The 19,430-nt window shown below is 67.7% G+C and carries 16 protein-coding genes; 7 read left to right on the top strand and 9 right to left on the bottom strand.

The window, feature by feature from the left end; genetic code table 11:
* Positions 1-212 precede the first annotated feature (212 nt).
* The 4 genes from ACT3HL_RS09825 (at position 213) to ACT3HL_RS09810 (ending at position 3,461) form a co-directional block, all read left to right on the top strand.
* The gene (locus tag ACT3HL_RS09825) at positions 213-974 is read left to right on the top strand and encodes an IclR family transcriptional regulator domain-containing protein (protein WP_445086655.1); all 762 of its coding nucleotides are present in this window, start codon (positions 213-215) and stop codon (positions 972-974) included.
* Between the two features lie 158 nt (positions 975-1,132).
* A complete protein-coding gene (locus ACT3HL_RS09820) occupies positions 1,133-1,504 on the top strand; it encodes a VOC family protein (RefSeq protein WP_445086654.1) in 372 nt (123 codons plus the stop codon).
* A gap of 154 nt (positions 1,505-1,658) precedes the next feature.
* Positions 1,659-2,441, top strand: coding sequence for an aldolase/citrate lyase family protein (locus tag ACT3HL_RS09815; RefSeq protein ID WP_445086653.1), 783 nt, complete (start codon positions 1,659-1,661; stop codon positions 2,439-2,441).
* A gap of 87 nt (positions 2,442-2,528) precedes the next feature.
* Complete coding sequence (locus ACT3HL_RS09810) at positions 2,529-3,461, top strand: VOC family protein (RefSeq protein WP_445086652.1); 933 nt, start codon at positions 2,529-2,531, stop codon at positions 3,459-3,461.
* 326 nt (positions 3,462-3,787) lie between these two features.
* Here ACT3HL_RS09810 and ACT3HL_RS09805 read toward each other — a convergent pair whose 3' ends face one another.
* Together ACT3HL_RS09805 and ACT3HL_RS09800 are read right to left on the bottom strand one after the other, a co-directional pair.
* Positions 3,788-5,587, bottom strand: coding sequence for a MutS-related protein (locus tag ACT3HL_RS09805; protein WP_445086651.1), 1,800 nt, complete (start codon positions 5,585-5,587; stop codon positions 3,788-3,790).
* An 80-nt stretch (positions 5,588-5,667) separates the two neighbouring features.
* Positions 5,668-5,832 carry a DUF7563 family protein gene (locus tag ACT3HL_RS09800; RefSeq protein ID WP_445086650.1) on the bottom strand — a complete coding sequence of 55 codons (165 nt, stop codon included), beginning with the start codon at positions 5,830-5,832 and terminating at the stop codon, positions 5,668-5,670.
* Between the two features lie 168 nt (positions 5,833-6,000).
* Between ACT3HL_RS09800 and ACT3HL_RS09795 the strand changes: the two genes are divergently transcribed.
* A complete protein-coding gene (locus ACT3HL_RS09795; RefSeq protein ID WP_445086649.1) occupies positions 6,001-7,737 on the top strand; it encodes a bacterio-opsin activator domain-containing protein in 1,737 nt (578 codons plus the stop codon).
* Positions 7,738-7,809: 72 nt separating this feature from the next.
* On the opposite strand, the gene ACT3HL_RS09790 is transcribed toward ACT3HL_RS09795, so the two are convergent.
* The 6 genes from ACT3HL_RS09790 to ACT3HL_RS09765 form a co-directional block, all read right to left on the bottom strand.
* Entirely contained in the window at positions 7,810-8,010 is a 201-nt protein-coding gene (locus ACT3HL_RS09790) for a DUF7835 family putative zinc beta-ribbon protein (RefSeq protein WP_445086648.1), read from the bottom strand.
* Positions 8,011-8,159: 149 nt separating this feature from the next.
* Positions 8,160-9,311, bottom strand: coding sequence for an acyl-CoA dehydrogenase family protein (locus ACT3HL_RS09785; protein ID WP_445086647.1), 1,152 nt, complete (start codon positions 9,309-9,311; stop codon positions 8,160-8,162).
* Between the two features lie 70 nt (positions 9,312-9,381).
* Complete coding sequence (locus tag ACT3HL_RS09780) at positions 9,382-11,262, bottom strand: AMP-binding protein (RefSeq protein ID WP_445086646.1); 1,881 nt, start codon at positions 11,260-11,262, stop codon at positions 9,382-9,384.
* 1 nt (position 11,263) lies between these two features.
* Positions 11,264-11,650, bottom strand: a complete 387-nt coding sequence (mce, locus tag ACT3HL_RS09775; RefSeq protein WP_445086771.1) for a methylmalonyl-CoA epimerase — start codon at positions 11,648-11,650, stop codon at positions 11,264-11,266.
* A gap of 150 nt (positions 11,651-11,800) precedes the next feature.
* The gene (locus ACT3HL_RS09770) at positions 11,801-13,477 is read right to left on the bottom strand and encodes a methylmalonyl-CoA mutase family protein (protein WP_445086645.1); all 1,677 of its coding nucleotides are present in this window, start codon (positions 13,475-13,477) and stop codon (positions 11,801-11,803) included.
* Between the two features lie 76 nt (positions 13,478-13,553).
* Positions 13,554-15,413 carry a PKD domain-containing protein gene (locus tag ACT3HL_RS09765; protein ID WP_445086644.1) on the bottom strand — a complete coding sequence of 620 codons (1,860 nt, stop codon included), beginning with the start codon at positions 15,411-15,413 and terminating at the stop codon, positions 13,554-13,556.
* Between the two features lie 53 nt (positions 15,414-15,466).
* Here ACT3HL_RS09765 and ACT3HL_RS09760 point away from each other — a divergent pair, with 53 nt between their 5' ends.
* Both ACT3HL_RS09760 and ACT3HL_RS09755 read left to right on the top strand, forming a co-directional pair.
* Positions 15,467-16,555: an oxidoreductase gene (locus ACT3HL_RS09760; protein WP_445086643.1), complete on the top strand. Its 1,089-nt coding sequence runs from the start codon at positions 15,467-15,469 to the stop codon at positions 16,553-16,555.
* A gap of 257 nt (positions 16,556-16,812) precedes the next feature.
* Positions 16,813-17,784 carry a DUF7547 family protein gene (locus ACT3HL_RS09755; RefSeq protein ID WP_445086642.1) on the top strand — a complete coding sequence of 324 codons (972 nt, stop codon included), beginning with the start codon at positions 16,813-16,815 and terminating at the stop codon, positions 17,782-17,784.
* Positions 17,785-17,915: 131 nt separating this feature from the next.
* On the opposite strand, the gene ACT3HL_RS09750 is transcribed toward ACT3HL_RS09755, so the two are convergent.
* Complete coding sequence (locus ACT3HL_RS09750; RefSeq protein ID WP_445086641.1) at positions 17,916-19,391, bottom strand: PQQ-dependent sugar dehydrogenase; 1,476 nt, start codon at positions 19,389-19,391, stop codon at positions 17,916-17,918.
* Positions 19,392-19,430: the final 39 nt, after the last annotated feature.

Raw genomic sequence — 19,430 nt, 5'->3', positions numbered from 1 at the left:
CAGATCGTTCTAACGGACGTACGGTTGTTATGCACGCCGAACCCAGCCGAGCCATCGGGGGCTGTACTCTCCGTGGCGGTACTGACGCGTGATAGGACGTCCTCCCCACAGAGATCGATTTACCGCGGTTCGGACCCCGAGATCGTGCCCGCTGGGTGAATTTTCTCCGAGTAAATCGGAAGTTTCAGGTTCTATTACTATAACAGGGGGATATGCCACCGAAGCGGACCTCGCTCACGACCGTCGAACGGGCGTTCGAGATCGTCGATTTGCTCTGGGAGCTTGACGGGGCCGGCCCCTCAGAGGTCGCAGAGCGGATGGGGCTCCCGGACAGCACCGTGTACGACTACCTGCGTTCACTGAGCGAGACGAGATACGTGACCCGGGAAGACGGCGAGTACCGCCTGAGTTCGTACTTCCTCACGATCGGCGGCAAGATGAAATACCGGAACCGGCTGTTTCAGGTGGCAAAGCCGGAGATGAAACGGATCGTCGCCGAGACGGACGAACTCGTCGGACTGACGATCGAAAACGACGGCCGCGCCGTGGTGTACCACCAGGAGGAAGGCCGGCGGGCGCTGAGCCTCGGCACGTACTCCGGCGCTGCGACGCCGCTTCACACGGTCGCGACCGGCAAGGCGATTCTCGCTCACCTCCCGGAGGCCCGCGTCGACGAGATCATCGAACGGCGGGGGCTCGTCCAGCGCACCGAACACACCGTCACTGACCCAGACGAACTGAAAGCGGAGTTAGCCGAGATACGAGACGACGGATACGCGGTCGACTGGGACGAGCAGGTCGTCGGCATGGGAATGGCCGCGGTTCCCATCCTGATCGACGACCGCGTCCTCGGGTCCTTCGGCATCGTCGTCCCCACGGGACGCATCCGGGACGCGTCCTATCGGGACGACCTCCTCCAGAAGTTACAGGAGATGGCGAACACGGTCACGATCAACTACCAGTACGGGAACTGATAGGGAGTATCGTAACTGTTCATAGATTCTCGCAGAACGGGGCGACGAGAATCTATGAGGACTTCCGATACTCCCTATGACCGCTCGGGGGTCCGTTCCGGCGCGGTATGAGTTCTCATATCGGAATGTTTAGTACCGTCGGAACGAATCTCAGGGGTATGATCGGTGAAATTGATCACATCGAGATCGAGGCCAGTGACGCGACGGAGATGGCGGAATTCCTGAAGAAGCTCGGATACGAGGAGCTCCGCCGGACGGAGCACCACGGGCAGTCCTTCGAGCTCGAGCCGGCCGACGGCGAGGGTCCGATCTTCGAGATCCACACCGTCGACGGCGAGGAAGTCCCCGGAATCAACCACATCGCCTTCGCCGTGGACGACATCGAAGGCTTCACCGAGGACATCGAAGAGAAAGAGATCGACTCGATCGTCGGCCCTTATCACGTCGATAAGACCGGCCGCACCATCACCAACTTCCGCGACCCCGACGGCCGCCGGTTCCAAGTCGTCTCCGACGACGAGGACGAGTAACGCCACCGTCGATCCCTCTCGGTCGACAGCGGTCCGCTTTGCGGCGCTAGGCGATTGCTTCGAGATTGTGGGGTATTGGAACAGTCTTCACCTACCAGAATAATCGACACCTACCAGAATGTATAACCGGACGGGTGTTGGACCTCCGAATAGCATGGATCAACACAACCGCTTTCGACACGCGATCGAGAACGGCGAGGTCGTCTTCGGCGCGCGCTCGTCGACGTTCTCGCCGACCGTCATCGAACTCTACGGCGAACTCGGTATCGACTTCGTCTGGCTCGACTTCGAGCACATGGGTCCGAGCCCCTACGACAGCACGGTGTTCGAATCGCTCACGCGCGCCGCGGAGGTCGGCGGCACGGAGCTGTTCGTCAGGCTCCCCGCCGGCGATCCCGCGCTGATCCGGAAAGTCCTCGACGCGGGGGTTCGGAACGTGTTCATCCCGCGCGTCGACTCCGCCGAAGAGGTCAGAGCGGCCGTCAAAGCGACCCGGTTCGTGTACGGCGACGAACCGGGCGAACGCGGGATGGCCAGCGGTCGGTCTCGCACGTGGGGGCTCGCCGACGACTACATCGAAACCGAGGACGAGGAGGTCTGCCTCGGCGTGATGATCGAGAAGACGACCGCGGTCGACGACCTCGACGACATCCTCTCGGTCCCCGAGCTCGGGTTCGTCTTCATCGGGCCGTCGGACCTCTCCGTGCAGATGGGCCACCCCGGCGAGAAGACGCACCCGGACGTCGTCGCGCAGATCGACGACATCAGCGAGCGGTGCCACGACGCCGGGGTTCCCACCGGAGTGATCAAAACGGACCCCGACGCCGTCGAGCGGGCCATCGACGACGGCCACCAAATCATCCGGGTCGGCGGCGATCTGGCGTCGATCAAATCGACGCTGGGCGAGCGGATGGACGCCCTCGGTGACCTCCGATAACGCCGCCACGCATCTGTTCCGGCCGGTTCCCACGCGGCGCACCGCGGCGAATGAATTATAGTGACCGACGAACGAGAGTCCGACACAATGCCACCAGAGCTTGCCCGCCTCGGTCACGTCGCGCTCGAAACGCCCGACCTCGACGGGTCGCTGTCGTTTTTCAGCGACGTCGTCGGGTTCGAGGAAGTCGAGCGGGAGGGAGACACCTCGTATCTCCGCGCCGTCGACGAGTTCGATCACCACTCGATCGCCCTGACGGAGGCCGAGGAGTCGGGCGTCGATCACATCGGCTGGCAGACCGTCGACTCCGAGTCGCTGTCGGCGTTCGCAGAGCGCCTCGAAGGGGAGGGCATCGACGTCACGTGGGTCGAAGCGGGCGAAGAACTCGGGCAGGGCGAGGCGATCCGCTTTTCGACGCCGACCGGTCACGAGTTCGAGTTCTACCACGAGATGGAGAAGCCGGACCCGCCCGCGGAGCGGCGCTCGAAGCTCAAGAACAAGACGTACTCGCGGACGACGACGAACCCGATCGCCCCCCGGCGCATCGACCACACGCAACTGTGGGACACCGACGCGGCGGGGTTCGCCGAGTGGCTGCAGGAGGCGCTCGGGTTCACCGTCCAAGAGCAGTACGATCGGACGGACGGATCTCGCTGGGGGACCTTCCTCACCGCCTGCGGGAACAAGATCGAAGCCGCCGTCATCGACGACGAGGAGGCCGGTAACGACCCGGCGCTCCATCACATCGCCTACAAGGTGGACACCGCCGACGACCTCTTCGACGCCCACGACGCGATGAACGAACACGGGATCCCGACCGACGGGATCGGCCAGCACTCGATCTCCCGCGGGAAGTTCCTCTACGTCCGCGACCCCGTCAGCGGCCACCGGATCGAGTTCAACGCCGGCGGCTACCTCGTCTTCGACCCCAACTGGGAACCGATCGCGTGGACCGAGGACGACCTGGAAGACCGCCAGTGGATCGGCCAGATCAAATCGAAAGAGCGCGTCAACTACTGACGGCGCTTTCGGCGCAGGCCGCGACCGACTTACCTCTTCGTAATACAGTTACTAAATCAAATAGGAAATGTCCAGAAGTGTGGTTCTTCCTCGGGAGAAACGTGCGGACGGTTACGACACGCGGCCGTCTCTCCGTGCGACTCTCTCAAAACCGAGGAGAGAATCGGTGACAAACCGCGATTGGTCGGTCAGTAGAGCCAATCTCAGATCTGGCAGTTACATGCGACGTCGCGGCTACCGGGTCGGTTTTCTTCGGATGCCTGTCGGGATTACTGCGTAAACGTATGACGATATGCTGTCTATACTATTCTTATCTCGGAAATATTTCACTCGGCTGACCACGCCGCATCGGAGAGCGTGCGCTGGACGGCTTCCTCGCCGACAGCCGCCGCGAGCGCCTCGAACCCACTGCGTTCGGCCCGGTCGTCGGCGTTCGCGACGAGGCGCGAGACGATGAACTCCGGCGTGGACTTCCCGACGGTCCCGAAGCGCGGCTGGTAGTCGACGCGGAGCGCTAAGTCGTCGGTCAGTCCCTCCGCGAAGATACCGTCGATGCGCGCCGCCGACGGGAGCGGGCTGAGGTCGTCCGCGAGGTGCGTCACGTAGACCCCGAGGGCGTCCCGATCGACGGTCAGATCGACGAGCCCGTTCAGCAGGTCCGCGGCCCGCCCCGGTTCGGTGATCGCCTCGAACTCGTCGACGAGCATCAGCGTCCGGTCGCCGGTCGAAAGCGGCGGCACGATCGATTTCAGCGTCGATTCGAGGACGCCGGCGTTGAAGCTGGCGTGTCGGCGGTGGAAGACAACGGTGTCGAACTGTCCCACGTCGGCGCGCTCGGCGGGCACTGGGAGCCCCATCGACGCCAGGAGGACGACCTGTGCGAGCGTCTCCAACAGCGTCGTTTTCCCGCCGGAGTTCGCCCCGGTGAGGACCGCGACCCGATCGCCAGAGGGGGGTCGGACCGCTCCGTCGGTGCCCGACGCTTCGCCCCCCGCGTCGGGGCCGTCCGCATCTGGATCGGGTCCTCCGAGGTCGTGCGTCCCGATCGCGTAGCTGACGGGCTGGATCTCCCCCGACAGCGAGAGGTTCCTGGCGCCTTCCACGGCGAGTCCGTCCTCGACGAAACGGGGGCGCGTCAGGTCGTACGCCGCGGCGAACCGGCCGAGAGAGAGCGTGAACCCGGTTTCGGAGACGGCGTCGACGGCGACGTCGACGTCCTCGCGTGCGGTTTCGATCGATTCTCGGAGGTCTTCGGCGACGGCCCGCTCGCGTTCGACGGCCGCCGCATCGAGTTCCTCGCGGAGGTGCCGAAGCGAGGTCGCAGCGAAGTCGGCCTCGTCGTGGGCGTCGGCCGCGACCGCGGCCTCGACGCGTCCGCGCCGGAGGTCGGCTTCGCTCGCGACGTACTCGACGAACGCCGCGCGGAACTCCTCGAAGCTCCGGACGCCGCGTTCCCGGATCGACTCCAACACGTCGAGCGCGCCCGCCTGCAACTCGGCGACGGCGTCCCGTCGCGCCCGGAGACGGTCGAGTTCCTCGTCGGTCCCGGCCGCGACCGACCCGTCGTCGTCGACGGTCCCGAGCGCGCTCGCCGCCGCGCGGAGCGCGTCGTCGTCGAGGCCGTCGAGGGCTTCGAACGCCGTTCCGCGGAGGCCGGCCTCGCGGAGTTTCAGCGCCGTCTCGACCGCCACTCGGTCGGTGCCCCCCGCCTCGTCGTAAGCGTCGTAGGCCGCGCGGACGGCGTCGCGGTCCTCGTCCCCGAGCGCGACCCACGCGTCGCGAGCGGCGAGGACGCGGTCCAGTCGGGCCTCTCGCTCGTCCACATCGGACAGCGGTGTGAGCACCCGGATTCGGTCGGCGGCGTGCGCCGTGAGCGCGCGCTCGCTCGCCAGCGTGAGCAGTTCGTCGTAGACGTCCCGAGTGTCGCGCGTCCCCAGCGTCTCGATGCCGGCCGCGCCGTTGGCACGCCGGAGGATCCGGACCGCTCGCCCGCGCGAGAGTCCGGCCTCCGCGAGGGTCCGGATGTCCGCGCCCTCGATGGCCTCGACGGCTCGCTCGACGCCGATCGACTCGCGTAACGTCTCGCTCGTCTTCGGGCCGACGCCCCAGTAGTCCTCCAGTCGCATACGGCCACGTGCGGCGGCACCACCTTGTAGCTTGGCGATTCGGGCGACCGCTGGGGGCGGTTCGGACGAACCGCCGACCGCTATAGCGACGAGACGCGGCGCGCGCGGGCGTCTCTGACGGTCGCTCCCTCGCGGATCGCGTCTTCGCACTGCGGACAGACGCGAGCGTCCTCTACTCCCTCGGGGGCGAACACGCGGACGTAATCGCGCGAGACGAACGAACCGCAGTTCTGGCACTCAGGCATTCGGCGTCACCTCGGCGGTAGGTCGGTCGGACATACTCACCTCGACGTATGGGATGTACTGGCCTAACACGGGACCCTACGCTATTAGGGTGTGAACATGGGATGTGACGATCCCGGCCGACCGAGGGGCAACTATTTGTCGATCCGCTCGCTCCGTTCCGATAGCAAATGTCACCGGTCGTCCTCGTCGTCGACGACGACAGGGACCTCGCAGACACCTGCGAGTACTGGCTCCGTGACGACTTCGACGTCCGCGTCGCCTACGGCGGCGAGGCGGCGCTCGATCGAATGAGTGACGACGTCGACGTGGTCCTCTTGGACCGGCGGATGCCAGACCTCTCGGGCGATGAAGTCCTCGAGGCGATCCACGCCCGCGGCTACGACTGCCGCGTGGCGATGATGACGGCCGTCGACCCCGACACCGACATCGTCGAGATGCCGTTCGACGAGTACCTCGTCAAGCCGGTCGACGAAGAGAGCGTCAGGGGCACCGTCGAAGAGCTGCTCGTGCGCTCGGAGTTCGACGAGCAGGTCCGCGAGTACTTCGCGCTCGAGTCGACCGAGGCGGCGCTCGACTCCCGCGACGTGGGCGACCTCGGCGATCCCGACGCGCTCAGAGCGCTGACCGAACGGCTGCAGGACCTGCGGGCCAAGCGGGAATCGGAGATCCGCGAGCGCGAACGGCAACTGACGCGGGTCCGGCGAATCAACGCCTTGCTCCGGGACGTCGACAGCGCGATCGTGGACGCCTCGACCCGGGAGGACATCGAGACGACGGTCTGTGAGGCGTTCGCGGCGTCGCCGTACGAGGGCGCGTGGATCGCGCGGTACGACGGGACGCTCGATGCCGTCGAGTGGCGGGTCGACGGAGAGCCGTCCGAACCGGTCTCTCACGCCGCGGCGAACGCCGCCCGCGACGCCGTCGAGACGGGGTCGGTGTGCGTCGCCGGACCGCGAGAGGCCGCAGCGGAGAGCAACGGGGACGCCGGCGGCGACGCGGTTCCCCGCGTCGTCGCCGCGCCGATCACGTACGGTGACACCACCTACGGCGCGCTCGTCGTGGCCGTTCGAGGGTCGCTCTCCCGGGAGGAGCGATCGGTGTTCGGCGAGATCGGTCGGACGGTCGGCAACGGAATCAACGGGGCGGAGTCCAAGCGGTTGCTCTACGGCGACTCCGCGGTCGAACTCCGGTTCGACCACGCCGACACGCGGGATCTCGTGGTCGACTTGTCGCTGGAGTTCGAGACGACGGTTCGCCTCGAGGGGTTTTCGCCCGCCGGCGACGGGGTCGTCTCCTGTTACCTCGCCGTCAACGAGGTCGACGCCGCCGAGTTGCTTTCGACGATCGCGCCGCTGGACGCGCTGGCAGACGCGCGAGTCGTGTCCGAGCGTGACGGCGAGTCGCTGTTCGAGCTGCGGTTGCGGGACGCGTCGGTGCTCGTGACGCTCGCCGAACTCGGGGCGACGGTCGAGACGTTCACCGCCAGCGGCGGCGAGGGGACGCTCGTCGTGAGAGTGCCCTCCGGGTCTGACCTCAGAGCGCTCACGGAGGCGGTTCAGTCGTCGTATCCCGATCTCTCGATCCGGGCCAAACGCGAGATCGACGACGCCGTGCAGTCGACGTCGTCGTTCCGACGGCAGCTCGCGGAGAAGCTGACCGACAGACAGCGGACCGTGATGGAGACGGCGCTCGTCTCGGGGTACTTCGAGTGGCCGCGGGGGAGCACCGCCGAGGAGGTCGCGGATTCACTCGGCATCGCCGCGCCAACGTTCCACGAACACTTGCGAGCCGGCGAGCGCAAGCTCATCGAGTCGTTCTTCGCGGAGACGGAACACGCCGTGACGGTGGAGACAGTCGGAAGCGAAACCGACCGCGGGGCCGAAGACGCCGTCGGGAACGACTGAGGGCGGGCCGAATCGGCGTCCGTCCGCTCGGCCTCGCCTCACAGCGAGATCGAAGCCAACCGCGGGCGGCCGTCAGGCGTTGTTCATCCGCTGGGTTCGCTCGTCGCCGCAGACGCGACACTGCGTCACCCGGTAGGGCTCTCGGGAGAACGCCCGGTTCGTCTGCTTCGTGCTCTCGGTTCTGAGTTCGATCGAAACCGCGTGCGGGCTGTGCGTCTCGCAGTTCTCACAGTACTCGGTGAGTTCAGTGGCAGCAGATTGGCTTTTTGACATCGTCGCTCGGTGTCCGAACAGAGGGCCACTATCGAGTTGAGCACCGGCCCTACGTGCGTAGGGTCGACCGATCGAAAGCGAACCGCGGACCTCGCGTGCTGACGCCGCCCGGCGGTACGCCGGTCCGCCGAGACTCCGGATGTTCGCGCTTAGATGCCGCCCTGTCGGTAGATCAGATTGCGCTGGATCTCGTTGGCACCCTCGTAGATGACGGGAATCCGAGCGTCCCGGTAGACGCGCGAGATCGGGTACTCCTCGAGTACCGAGCGGCCGCCGTGCAGTTGCATCCCGCGCTCGGCGCAGTCGACCGCCGTCTCCGTCGACTTCGTCTTCGTCGCGGCGGCCCAGAAGCCGGCGTCCTCGCTCGTCTTGACCTTTCTGGCGGCGCGCCAGTTGAGCGCCCGCGCGGCCTCGAACTCCATTCGCATGTCCGCGAGGATGTGCTGTGTCGACTGGAACTCCGCGAGGTTCCGTCCGAACGCCTCCCGGTCGTGGACGAACGCCCACGTCTCTTCGATCGCGCGGGCGGCGAGGCCGATCCCGTGGCCGCCGACGACGACGCGGCCGTGATTGAAGAAATCCGCGAGGACGTAGAAGCCGCCGCCCTCGGTCCCGACGAGGTTCTCCTCGGGGATCTCGCAGTCGTCGAAGACGATGTGGCCCTGCTTCGAGGCGCGCATCCCGATCTTCTCGGGGATGTGCTCGGCCTCATAGCCCGGCGCGTCGGTTTCGACGATGAACATCGAGTAGTTCGAGTACCGGTCGTCGCCGTCGCCAGTCTTCGCGTACACCGTCAGCCAGTCGGCCTCGACGGCGTTGCCGACCCAGTACTTCTCGCCGTTCAGGACCCAGCCGTCGTCGGTCCGCTCGGCTGTCGTCGTCATCCCGGCCATGTCCGAGCCCGTCTGCGGTTCCGAGACGGCGAGTCCGGATATCTGCTCGTTCGCGGCGACGGGCCGGAGGTACTCGTCTCTCTGTTCCTCGGTCCCGTACTGTTCGATGATCTCACAGCCGAAGGAGGCGAGCATCAGCGTCAGCGCGATCCCCGCGTCAGCCGCGTAGAACTCCTCGTTGACCGCGAGGACCTCTTCGAGGTCGAGGCCGCGGCCGCCGTACTCCTCGCTTATGTCCTGTGCGACGAGCCCCGCGTCCATCCCCGCTTCGAGGATTTCCCAGGGGTACTCGCCGGACGCGAAGTAGTCCTCGGCGTTCGGGCGGATGTGCTCGTCGGCGAACGCTCTGGCCTCGCGCTTAACAGCGTGGGCGTGCTCCGGGACGATCGACTCGTCGAGAAGGTCCATACGACTCGCTCGCGACCCACGCGCAAATAATTCTCGGAACTTTGAAAAACCTACAACGTGTTTTTAGTTGCTACGTGTCGTCGGATCCCGGGGAATCGGCGTCGCCCACGTCCTCGCCGGCCGTAGAGCCGTCGCCACCATCGCTGTCAGCCTCCCGATCCTCATCGTTTGTACCCTCGCCGACTGCCTCATTGCCGTCGCCGCCGGCCGCACTCATATCACTCGCGGCCGCACTGTCATCACCAGCGGCTGGCTCGCGCTCTTGGCCCTGTCCGTCGGCTGACTCGCGCTCTGGGTCGTCGGCCGCCTCTTGCCCCTGACCGCCGGCGAACCGCTCGCGGACGACGGATCTATCGACCGTTCCGGAGACGGTTCTGGGGAGCGAGTCCGCGAACGCGACCGTCTGGGGGAGTTTGAACCCCGCGAGTCGCTCGCGGGCGAAATCGAGCAGCGCCGCCCGGTCGATCGCCGGTTCGCCCGACTGCTGTTCTCCCGGATCACCGGGCGTGGTCGGTCGCTCGGGGACGACGAGCGCAGAGACGCGTTCGCCCCACTCCGCGTCGGGCACGCCGACGACGGCCGCCTCCCGAACGTCTGGATGGGAGACGAGCACGTCGACGACCTCGCCGGGGTCGACGTTCTCGCCGCCGGTGATGATGCGGTCGTCGACGCGGTTCAACACCGCGAGCGTCCCCGACTCGGAGACGACGCCGACGTCGCCGGTGTGGAGACCGAACTCGCCGAACGCGTCCGCCGTCGCGCCCTCGTCGCCGTAGTACCCCGGCGTCACGGTCGGCCCGTCGACGACGACCTCGCCCGCCTCGCCGCGCGGGAGCGGCCGCCCCTCCTCGTCGACGATGGTCACGTCGGTCATAAACAGCGGTCGACCGACGCTCTCGGGGTCCTCGAAGGCCTCCTCGGGGCGCGCGGTGGCGATCTGCGAGGCGGTCTCCGTCATCCCGTAGGTCGGATGGACCGGTATCGAGAAGTCGCGACAGCGTCCGATGAGCCCCGCGGAGGCGGGCGCGCCGCCGAGGAGGACGACCCGAAGCGACTCCGAGAGCGTCCCGCGGCGGTCGAGCATCCGGCGGAGCATCGTCGGCACGAGCGACACCGCGGTGACGTCGTATCGGTCGATGTCGTCGGCCGCCCCGCCGGCGTCGAACGACTCCCGGAAGACGACCGACATCCCGTACAGCGGCATCCGGAGGATCGGCGCGATCCCGCCCATGTGATGGAGCGACAGCGTCACCAGCCAGCGGTCCGACGGGTCGAGCCCCAATCGGAACACCGACGAGACGGCGCTGGCCAGTAGGTTCCCGGTCGTCAACTGAACGGCCTTCGGGTCGCCCGTGGTTCCGGACGTAAAGAGGATGAGTTGGGTGTCTCCGAGCGACCACTCCGCCGGATCGACGGTCGCGATGGTCGCGCCGTCGACCGACGCCGCGTCGTCCGTTCGGGGCTCGTCGACGGTGATCACCGGTATCGTGCCGTCAGACTCGCTCTCGCTGTCGCCCGTTCCGCTGTCCTCGGTTTCGATCGTTCCCTCATCAGTTTCACCACCGGCCACCCCCGTTTCGGTCGCCGCCCCGCGAGCTCGCGAGACGGCCTCGACGACGGATTCCTCGGTCGTCCGGCCGCAGACGACGGTCGTCACGTCCGCCGTCGAGAGCTGCCCCGCGAGCTCGCGGGGCGTCTGTCCGTCGCCCATCGGGACGAGCGTCGCGCCGAGGCGCATCGCGGCGTGCACGAGACAGACGTATTCGAGGCGCGGCTCGAGGACGACCCCGAGGTGATCGTCGGCACCGACGCCGAGGGATGTGAGCCGCCCGGCGATGTCGTCGACGAGCGTGTCCAGATGCGAGAACGTGTAGTCGTCGCCGGTCGCCGCGTGGACGAGCGCCTCTCCGTCCGGTTCGATCTCGACGCGGTGTGTGAGCCAGTCGTACATCCTACTCGTGAGAGACGAACTCGACGAGCACTCCGCCCGTCGATGCGGGGTGGAGAAAGGCGATCTCGTGGCCCCACGCGCCCGGTCGCGGCTCCTCGTCGACGAGGTCGACACCGACTTCACGGGCCCGCTGTAGCGCCGCCCCGATGTCGTCGGCGCGGAGCGCCACGTGGTGGATGCCGGGCCCGTTGCGGTCGAGAAACCGGGCGATATCGCCGTCCCCGTTCGGCTCTATCAGCTCGAAGTACCCCGCACCGAGTTCGAGAAACCGCATCGTCATTCCCCCGCGCGTCTCCTCGTGGACGAGCGGCGCGTCGAAGAGCGCCTCGAACGTCGCTGCGAGTCCCGCCCCGTCGTTCGTCGCCACGCCGAGGTGGTCGAAAGCCATCGACATACCGGAAACGTCGTGCGATGTCGAGATAAACGGTCGGGTCTGTCGCTCGCCGGGTGTGATTCGCCGATCCCACGGACGCTCTGCCGACCTCGCAGACACACTGCCCATCTTACGGATCGTCTGTCGCTCTCGCGGACGGGTCGGCTACCGATCGGGTCGGTATTCGCCGAACGCCTCGCGGAGCACGTCGGAGATCTCTCCGACGGTGGCGTAGGCCTTCACCGCGTCGATGATCGGCGGAACGAGGTTTGCATCGCCCGCTGCGGCCGTTCGGAGCGCTTCGAGCGTCTCCTCGACCGCCTCGTCGTCGCGCTCGTCTTTCACCGCCTGCAGCCGCTCTCGCTGCCGGCTCTCGTCCTCCTCGTCGACTTCCTCGACGTCGACGTGCGGGTCCTCGTCGACTTGGTACTCGTTGACGCCGACGACGACCCGCTCGCCCGACTCGATCTCGCGCTGACGCTCGAAGGCGACGTCCTGGATCTGCCGCTGCACCCAGCCGGATTTGATCGCTTCGAGCATCCCGCCTCGGCTGTCGATCTCTTCGAGGATCTCGAACGCCTCGGCTTCGATGTCGTCGGTGAGCGACTCGACGTAGTAGCTCCCCCCCAGCGGATCGATCGTGTCGGCCACGCCGGACTCGTGGGCGAGGATCTGCTGGGTTCGCAGCGCGGTTCTGACTGACTCCTCCGTCGGCAGCGACAGCGCCTCGTCCTTGCCGTTCGTGTGAAGGCTCTGCGCTCCGCCGAGAACTGCCGCGAGGGCCTGGTAGGCGACGCGGACGACGTTGTTCTCGACCTGCTGGGCGGTGAGCGTCGAGCCGCCGGTCTGCGCGTGGAACTTCAGTTGTTTGGACTTCGGATTCTCCGCGCCGAACCGCTCCTCGAGAAGCTTCCCCCACATCCGCCGGGCGGCGCGGAACTTCGCGACCTCCTCGAAGACGTTGTTGTGGGCGTTGAAGAAAAACGAGAGCTGCGGGGCGAACGTGTCGACGTCGAGTCCGGCGTCGAGTGCCCCCTCGACGTACTCGATGCCGTCGCCGAGCGTGAAGGCGATCTCCTGGGCCGCGGTCGATCCGGCCTCTCGGATGTGATACCCCGAGATCGAGATCGTGTTGAACTTCGGCGTCTCCGCCGCGCAGAACTCGAAGATGTCCGTGATGAGCCGCATCGACGGCTCCGGCGGATAGATGTAGAGGTTGCGCGCGATGTACTCCTTCAGGATGTCGTTTTGGATCGTCCCGCGGAGGTCAGCTCTCGGCACGCCCTGCCGGTCGCCGATCGCGACGTACATCGCGAACAGCACCGCCGCGGGCGCGTTGATCGTCATCGACGTCGACACCGAATCGAGCGGGATCCCGTCGAAGACGACTTCCATATCCCGGAGGCTGTCGATGGCGACGCCCGCCTTCCCGACCTCGCCGGCGGCCATCGCGGCGTCTGAGTCGTAGCCCTTCTGCGTCGGGAGGTCGAACGCCATCGACAGCCCCGACGAGCCCTGATCGATCAGATAGCGGAAGCGCTCGTTCGTCTCCCGGGCGGTTCCCATCCCCGCGTACTGGCGCATCGTCCAGAACCGCCCGCGGTGCATCGTCGGGTAGACGCCGCGCGTGTAGGGCTCCTCGCCCGGAAAGCCCAAGTCGGCCCCGTAGTCGAGGTCGGCGGTGTCGCCGGGGGTGTAGAGCCGGTCGACTTCCTGTCCGCCGGTGTCGGTGGTGAACGTCTCCGACCGCTCTCCGAAGCGGTCCAGCGTGGACGCGAGCGTCTCCGCCTCCCACTCGCGCTTTGCCTCCCGGATCTCGGCGAGGTCGTCAGGATCGAACATACCAAGACGTGGCCGCCGGTCGCTCTTGAAGCTGTCCGCGCGCTCCCGCTCGGACCGCCGACGCTCGGCGACCGGTTCAGCGCGATTCGCCGTCGTTCAATCGCCGCCGCAGCGCGTAACTCGCGCCGGCGATCCCGGCGAGCGCGGGCCCCACTCCGAAGCCCGGTGCTGAGATCCCGATCGGCTCCGCCCCGTCCGCGTTCGACTGTGTCCCATCGGACGTGCTGTCTGTCGACGCTACCGCGTCAGAGCCGCCATCCGTTTCGGTCCCGGCGTCAGCGCCGCCGGACTCGGCACCGCTTCCGCTCGCGGCGTCACCGCCGGTATCCGCGTCGTCGCTGACAGCTGTGTCGTCCCCGACTTCGACCTCCACGGCGGCCTCGTCAGTCCGGCCGCTGTCGTCGACTGTTGTCAGCGTGACCGTGTGACTCCCGGCGGCGTCGAACGCGTGCGTGACTACCGCCCCGGAGGCCGTCTCGCCGTCGCCGAACTCCCACGTGTAGGCGACGATCTCGCCGCGGTCGAGTTGGGACGCGGAGCCGTCGAACTCGACCGTCTCGCCGACCGCCGGAGTCGTCGTCGACCGCTCGATCTGCGCGTTCAGACCGAGTTGCTGGCCGAACGCCCCGACGTCCTCGCCCTCGATGCTGCGCCGGTGGAACTCGACGATATCGTCGACCGCCGGTCGTGGCGTGTGCCCCGCGCCGTCGTACACGCGGAACTGCGCCGACACGCCGGCCTCCTCGTAGGCGGACTGACAGAAGGGGAACCGCTCTTCGATCATATCGTCCCCGTAGACCTCGAGGGCCGTCTGTCGAAGCTCGTCGTCCGTCCACGCGTCCTCGTACGGGATCGTGTCGTTGTCGTCTTCGCTCCCCATATAGAGCAGCTGATTGACCTCGCCGAGCGCGTCGAGGTCGACCGGCTTGCCCGTGAACTCCTCGACGTCGGCGATCCCGACGTGGTAGTTCAGGGTGCGTCCCTCGGCCTCCGAGAGCGGCAGCAGCGTCATCCCGTTGAGACCGCCGGCCGTGACCGACAGGACGCGGTCCGGGTGCAGAACCGCGAAGCGGTCGACGAAGTTGCCGGACGCGGAGAACCCGTTGAGCGCGATCCGCTCTCTGACGGGGTAGGACGCGTCCGCGAGCCGCCGAGTCGCGTCTTCGACCATCCGCAGCAACTGCCGATCGATGCGCTCCAGCGGCCCGCCGTCTATTTGTATGGTCTCCCGATCGAGCTGGTGCGTGTAGTGCCGCCAGTCGACCGGATCTGACCGCGGCCGCGGGAAGACGGGCATCAGCAGCGGGACGCCGATTCGGTCCGCGAGTCGACGAGTCAGTCCGCCGTCCATTCGACGCTCGACGGCGCTCTCGTGCTCTCCAAACTCGTCCGTCGACGTCCCCGTGTTGTTGGGTTCGACGAGAATCGGCGGGTCGCGGTCGGACTCGGCTCTCGACGGCGCATACAGGTAGTACGGGTACTCGAATCCCGCGTCGGGATCGGCGTCCACGCGCGTCACCGGGATCCCATCGCGGTACTCGACGTTCCCGGTCGGGGTCACGGTGGCGCTGTCCGTCACCAACACGCTGCCGCCGCCGCTCGGGTACAGCGACAACTCCAGCAGCCGGCCCTCTGTGAGCGGCGTATCCAGAGAGACCGTCACGTTCTCCCGCTCGCCCGCCGATAGCTCTCCCCGGGCGAATGTCTGTTCGTGCCCATCCGTCGCGACCGTGTACATCACGTCGACAGCGGCGTCGACTTCCCTGATGACGATCTCCCGACCGTCCGTGGTCTGGTCCTCGAACGTCACAGACGACTCCTCTCGGGCGGTGACCGAATCGGCCGCGGAGGCGAGGGTCAGCCCCGCGATCCCGGTCGCAGCCACGCGCAGCAGCCGGCGTCGACCGCAGGACGCGTTCGGATCCGTCTTAGCCATCATCTTCGACCTCCAGCCAATAGTATATAGTTGTCCGGACCGACCGTCTCACGATGACGGACTCGCTGTTCACGCCGCTCACGCTGAGGGAGACGACGATCCGGAACCGGGTGGCGGTGGCACCGATGTGCCAGTATTCGGCACCGGGCGGCTTCGCGACCGACTGGCACCACGTTCACCTCGGAAGCCGCGCCGTCGGCGGGGCGGGCGTGGTGCTGACCGAGGCGACGGCGATCTCGCCGACGGGTCGGATATCGCCGCGTGACCTCGGCATCTGGTCCGACGATCACGCCGACGCCCTCCGCGACACGATCTCGTTCGTCCGCGAACGGGGGAGCGTCCCCGGAATTCAGCTCTCACACGCCGGACGGAAAGGAAGCACAAGGCCCCCGTGGGACGGCGGCGGACCGATTCCGGTCGAGGGGGGCGGCTGGGAGACAATCGCGCCGAGCGGGACTCCCTATCCACACCCGACCGGAGAACCGGTCCCGACTCACGAGATGACGGCGCGAGACATCGACCGGATCATTGCGCAGTTCCGGCTCGCCGCAGAGCGGGCTCTCGACGTCGGGTTCGAGATCGCGGAGGTTCACGCCGCGCACGGCTATCTCATCCATCAGTTCCTCTCGCCGGTGACGAACGACCGCGACGACGAGTACGGCGGCTCCTTCGAAGACCGCGCGCGGTTCGCCTGCGAGGTGACCGAGGCGGTCCGGGAGGTGTGGCCCGACGAGAAGCCGGTGTTCGTTCGGGTCTCGGCGACCGACTGGCTCCCGGACCGCGAGTCGTGGGACCTCGAACAGTCCGCGCGGCTCGCGCCGCTCCTCGAATCGGCCGGCGCGGACCTCATCGACGTCAGCTCGGGCGGGATCCACCCGGACCAGCAGGTGCCCGAGGCGGGTCCGGGCTATCAGGTCCCGTACGCCGAGCGGGTGCGGGCCGCGGCCGACGCGGCAGTCGGCGCCGTCGGGAAGATCACCGAGCCCGAACAGGCCGATCAGCTGATCCGCAACGGGCGTGCGGACCTCGTCCTCCTCGCCCGGGAACACCTCCGAAACCCCTACTTCACGTTGGAGGCCGCTCACGAACTCGGCGTCGACGTCGAGTGGCCGACGCCGTACGAACGCGGCCGGTTCCGATAGCCGAGACCGCCGGCGATCTGAATCGATCGGTGGGGCGGCAGCCCCCCGACAGACGTGGGACCCCACGTGTATATGGCGAACAGCCGGCACGACAGTTCACGCCCGCGCTCCCGCGTCGACGTGCCGAACAACCGCTGCTCGACGCGGGGCGTTGACTACGTCACGCGCGGTCTGGTCCCGGGATGGGATATGAACCTCCGGGTCGGCGCCGACGTCGCGGGCGCACGCTTTTCCCGGTGCGTCTCCTTCTCTGCGGTATGTCCCCCGCGAACGCCGATGACGACTTTCACGCGCTCCTCGATGACCTCGAAACGACGCTGTCGGCGCTCCGCGAGGAGTTACGCGACGGCGGAGCAGACGGCTCGGGCGAGACCGACGGTCCGGGAACGGCCGGAACCGCCGCGTCGCCCCCCGACAGTCGTGGCGGTCCTCCTCGCCGACCCGGGCGCGCTGGGGGCCGGCCGCGCCCGCCGTCGATCTCGGAGCTGTTTCGCTTCACCGAGGAGTACACGCTGCCGACGCTCATCGCGATGCTCGAAGCCACGATCCAGTCGCTTGAACTCCTCCGCGGCGTGCTCCGGCTCGCGAGTCCGGAGCGCTCCGCGTTCGGCTCCGGCGCGGACCGCCGCGCGGGCGGACCGACAGGCCGCTCCGTCTCCACCGCGGCTCGCCTCGGCGACGGTGTCGCCGGCGTCGGGCGGGAGGCCGCCTCGGGCGTCGAACGCGCTCTCTCGGAGCTACAGACGGCGCTCTCGGAGTCAGATATCCCGGAGGACCGGACGTCCCGAGAACTGCTCGACGACGCGCGGCGGCTCTCCGAAGAGGTGGCAGAGCGGCTCGCGGAGGCGCGTCGAGAGGGCGAAGCCGACCGGTACGGCTACCGTCGCGACGAGCGCCGTTCCGGGGGCGGCGACGCGGATTCGTCGGCGACGGCCCGCGTGACGGGGGGAGTCGACATCGACGTCGACGACGAACGCGGCGGAGACGAATCCGGAGGCGACCAGCGGCGCGAGGGCGGAGACGGGAGCGATCCGGACGAGCCCGAAGTCGACGTCGAGTCCGAACTGGCGTCGATAAAGGACGAGGTCGGCCGACGGGGCGAGCGTGCTGTCGGCGGCGACGGCGACGGCGACCACTGCGGGGAGAGCGGACGCGCAGAGAAAGACGGAGCGGACGCAGACGACGACAGTGACCGGCCTGAGGACAGCGACCGGCGCGGCGACAAGTGACCGGCCTGAGGACAACGACTGGCGCGGCGACACGTCTCACGGAGATGCAAGGCGGTAGCCCGCGACGTCGCTCGTGGGTCGATGACACGAACTGAGCGCGTCTCCGCCGCCGATAGGCGCGACGACGGTTCTCAGGGTGCGACGATCCGATGTACCCGCCCCGTGTCGCCCTCGCCCCCGCTCGCGTCGGTCGCGAGCACCAAGAGGTCGCCCGTCTGGTCGCGGCCGAACCCGAGCACGAACTGCCCGAGGTCGGCGTCGCCGACCACCGGCACGGTGGCGATCTCCCACGGCGGCTCCGCGCCCGTGTCGACCGCGAGCAACTGACCGCGCGCGACGTAGTCCGCGAAGACGTACGCGCCGTGAAGGCCGGGGACGGTGTCGCTCTCCGCGACGAACCCGCCGATGATCGAGACACCCGAGAGGTCGCCGTCGTGGGCGTACGCCGCGACGGGATCGACGAACGGCTCGCCGTCGAGCGAGGTATCCGGGCAGGCGTCGCTCCGGAAGCAGTGGGCGCCCTCCCGGACGTTCCAGCCGTAGTTGCCGCCGCGCTCGACCAGGTTCAGTTCCTCCCACGCGCCCTGTCCGACGTCGGCGACGTAGAGGTCCTCGCCGTGAAACGAGAGCCGCCAAGGGTTTCGAAAGCCCCACGCGTACTGCTCGTCGAGCCCCTCTCGGCCGACGAGCGGGTTCGCGTCGGGAACCGCGTAGTGGATTTCGTCGCCACTGGCATCGCTGTCCCCGCTCGAACCGCCGCCGTCTTCGCCGCCGTCGCCCCCGTCGACGTCGATTCGGAGGATGCTACCGAGGAGGTTCTCGGTGACGTCCTGTCCGTTCCCGCCCTCGACGCCGTCGTACCAGTCGTCGACGTGGCCCGTCCCGACGTCGTTCGAGCCGCCGCCGTCGCCGAGAGCGACATAGAGGTACCCGTCGGGGCCGAACGCGAGCGCGCCGGCGTTGTGATTCGACTGCGGCTGCGGCACGTCCAAGAGCGACCGTTCGGTGCCGACGTCGACGACGTCCGCGCCCGGATCGGCGGTGAACTCCGCCAACACGGCCGTGTGACTGAACGAATCGGGCGTCCCCTGGCGGGGGGGAGAGCTATAGCGAACGAACAGCCGACCGTTCTCCGCGAAGTTCGGGTGCGCGGCGGCACCCAGCAGGCCGCGCTCGCCGCCGAGGACGATTCGATCGGAGAGGTCGAGAAACGGCGTCTCCCGTCGACCGTCGTCACCGAGCTCCCAGATCCGCCCGTCCCGGTCGACGACGAACCGGCGGTCGGTCCCCGCGGGCGCGACGAAGTCGAGCGGCGCCGAAAGGCCCGACGCGACCGGTTCGAGCGCGACGCGCGCGCCGTCGAGGTCGGGGCGGGGGCCGTTCGTCTCCGTCGGCGTCGGCACGCGCGTCGACTGAGACGCGCCGCTCGCGTCGCCGTCTCCGGCCGAGCTATCGACCGTCGATTGCCCGTCTCCGCCGTCGGTCTCGCCCGAGCCACTCGACGCGCTACAGCCGGCGATCGATGCGAGACCGACGGCGACACCCGTTCGGAGGACTCGGCGTCGTGGGATGTCTGAGGGCTGGTCCGCGCTGTTCGGTGCGTCCATACGTCGAACACGGGCCCGACACACAAGGAAATTCGCCCG

The sequence above is a fragment of the Halobellus sp. GM3 genome (genome assembly GCF_052545375.1).
Note: the sequence above shows the minus strand (reverse complement) of the source record. Positions and strands in the feature narration are given on the sequence as shown.

Excerpts from the sequence above, each read along its gene's own strand:
- ACT3HL_RS09825 (WP_445086655.1), top strand. The coding sequence starts at position 213 with ATGCCACCGAAGCGGACCTCGCTCACGACCGTCGAACGGGCGTTCGAG.
- ACT3HL_RS09820 (WP_445086654.1), top strand. The coding sequence starts at position 1,133 with ATGATCGGTGAAATTGATCACATCGAGATCGAGGCCAGTGACGCGACG.
- ACT3HL_RS09815 (WP_445086653.1), top strand. The coding sequence starts at position 1,659 with ATGGATCAACACAACCGCTTTCGACACGCGATCGAGAACGGCGAGGTC.
- ACT3HL_RS09810 (WP_445086652.1), top strand. The coding sequence starts at position 2,529 with ATGCCACCAGAGCTTGCCCGCCTCGGTCACGTCGCGCTCGAAACGCCC.
- ACT3HL_RS09805 (WP_445086651.1), bottom strand. The coding sequence starts at position 5,587 with ATGCGACTGGAGGACTACTGGGGCGTCGGCCCGAAGACGAGCGAGACG.
- ACT3HL_RS09800 (WP_445086650.1), bottom strand. The coding sequence starts at position 5,832 with ATGCCTGAGTGCCAGAACTGCGGTTCGTTCGTCTCGCGCGATTACGTC.
- ACT3HL_RS09795 (WP_445086649.1), top strand. The coding sequence starts at position 6,001 with ATGTCACCGGTCGTCCTCGTCGTCGACGACGACAGGGACCTCGCAGAC.
- ACT3HL_RS09790 (WP_445086648.1), bottom strand. The coding sequence starts at position 8,010 with ATGTCAAAAAGCCAATCTGCTGCCACTGAACTCACCGAGTACTGTGAG.
- ACT3HL_RS09785 (WP_445086647.1), bottom strand. The coding sequence starts at position 9,311 with ATGGACCTTCTCGACGAGTCGATCGTCCCGGAGCACGCCCACGCTGTT.
- ACT3HL_RS09780 (WP_445086646.1), bottom strand. The coding sequence starts at position 11,262 with ATGTACGACTGGCTCACACACCGCGTCGAGATCGAACCGGACGGAGAG.
- mce (WP_445086771.1), bottom strand. The coding sequence starts at position 11,650 with ATGGCTTTCGACCACCTCGGCGTGGCGACGAACGACGGGGCGGGACTC.
- ACT3HL_RS09770 (WP_445086645.1), bottom strand. The coding sequence starts at position 13,477 with ATGTTCGATCCTGACGACCTCGCCGAGATCCGGGAGGCAAAGCGCGAG.
- ACT3HL_RS09765 (WP_445086644.1), bottom strand. The coding sequence starts at position 15,413 with ATGGCTAAGACGGATCCGAACGCGTCCTGCGGTCGACGCCGGCTGCTG.
- ACT3HL_RS09760 (WP_445086643.1), top strand. The coding sequence starts at position 15,467 with ATGACGGACTCGCTGTTCACGCCGCTCACGCTGAGGGAGACGACGATC.
- ACT3HL_RS09755 (WP_445086642.1), top strand. The coding sequence starts at position 16,813 with ATGTCCCCCGCGAACGCCGATGACGACTTTCACGCGCTCCTCGATGAC.
- ACT3HL_RS09750 (WP_445086641.1), bottom strand. The coding sequence starts at position 19,391 with ATGGACGCACCGAACAGCGCGGACCAGCCCTCAGACATCCCACGACGC.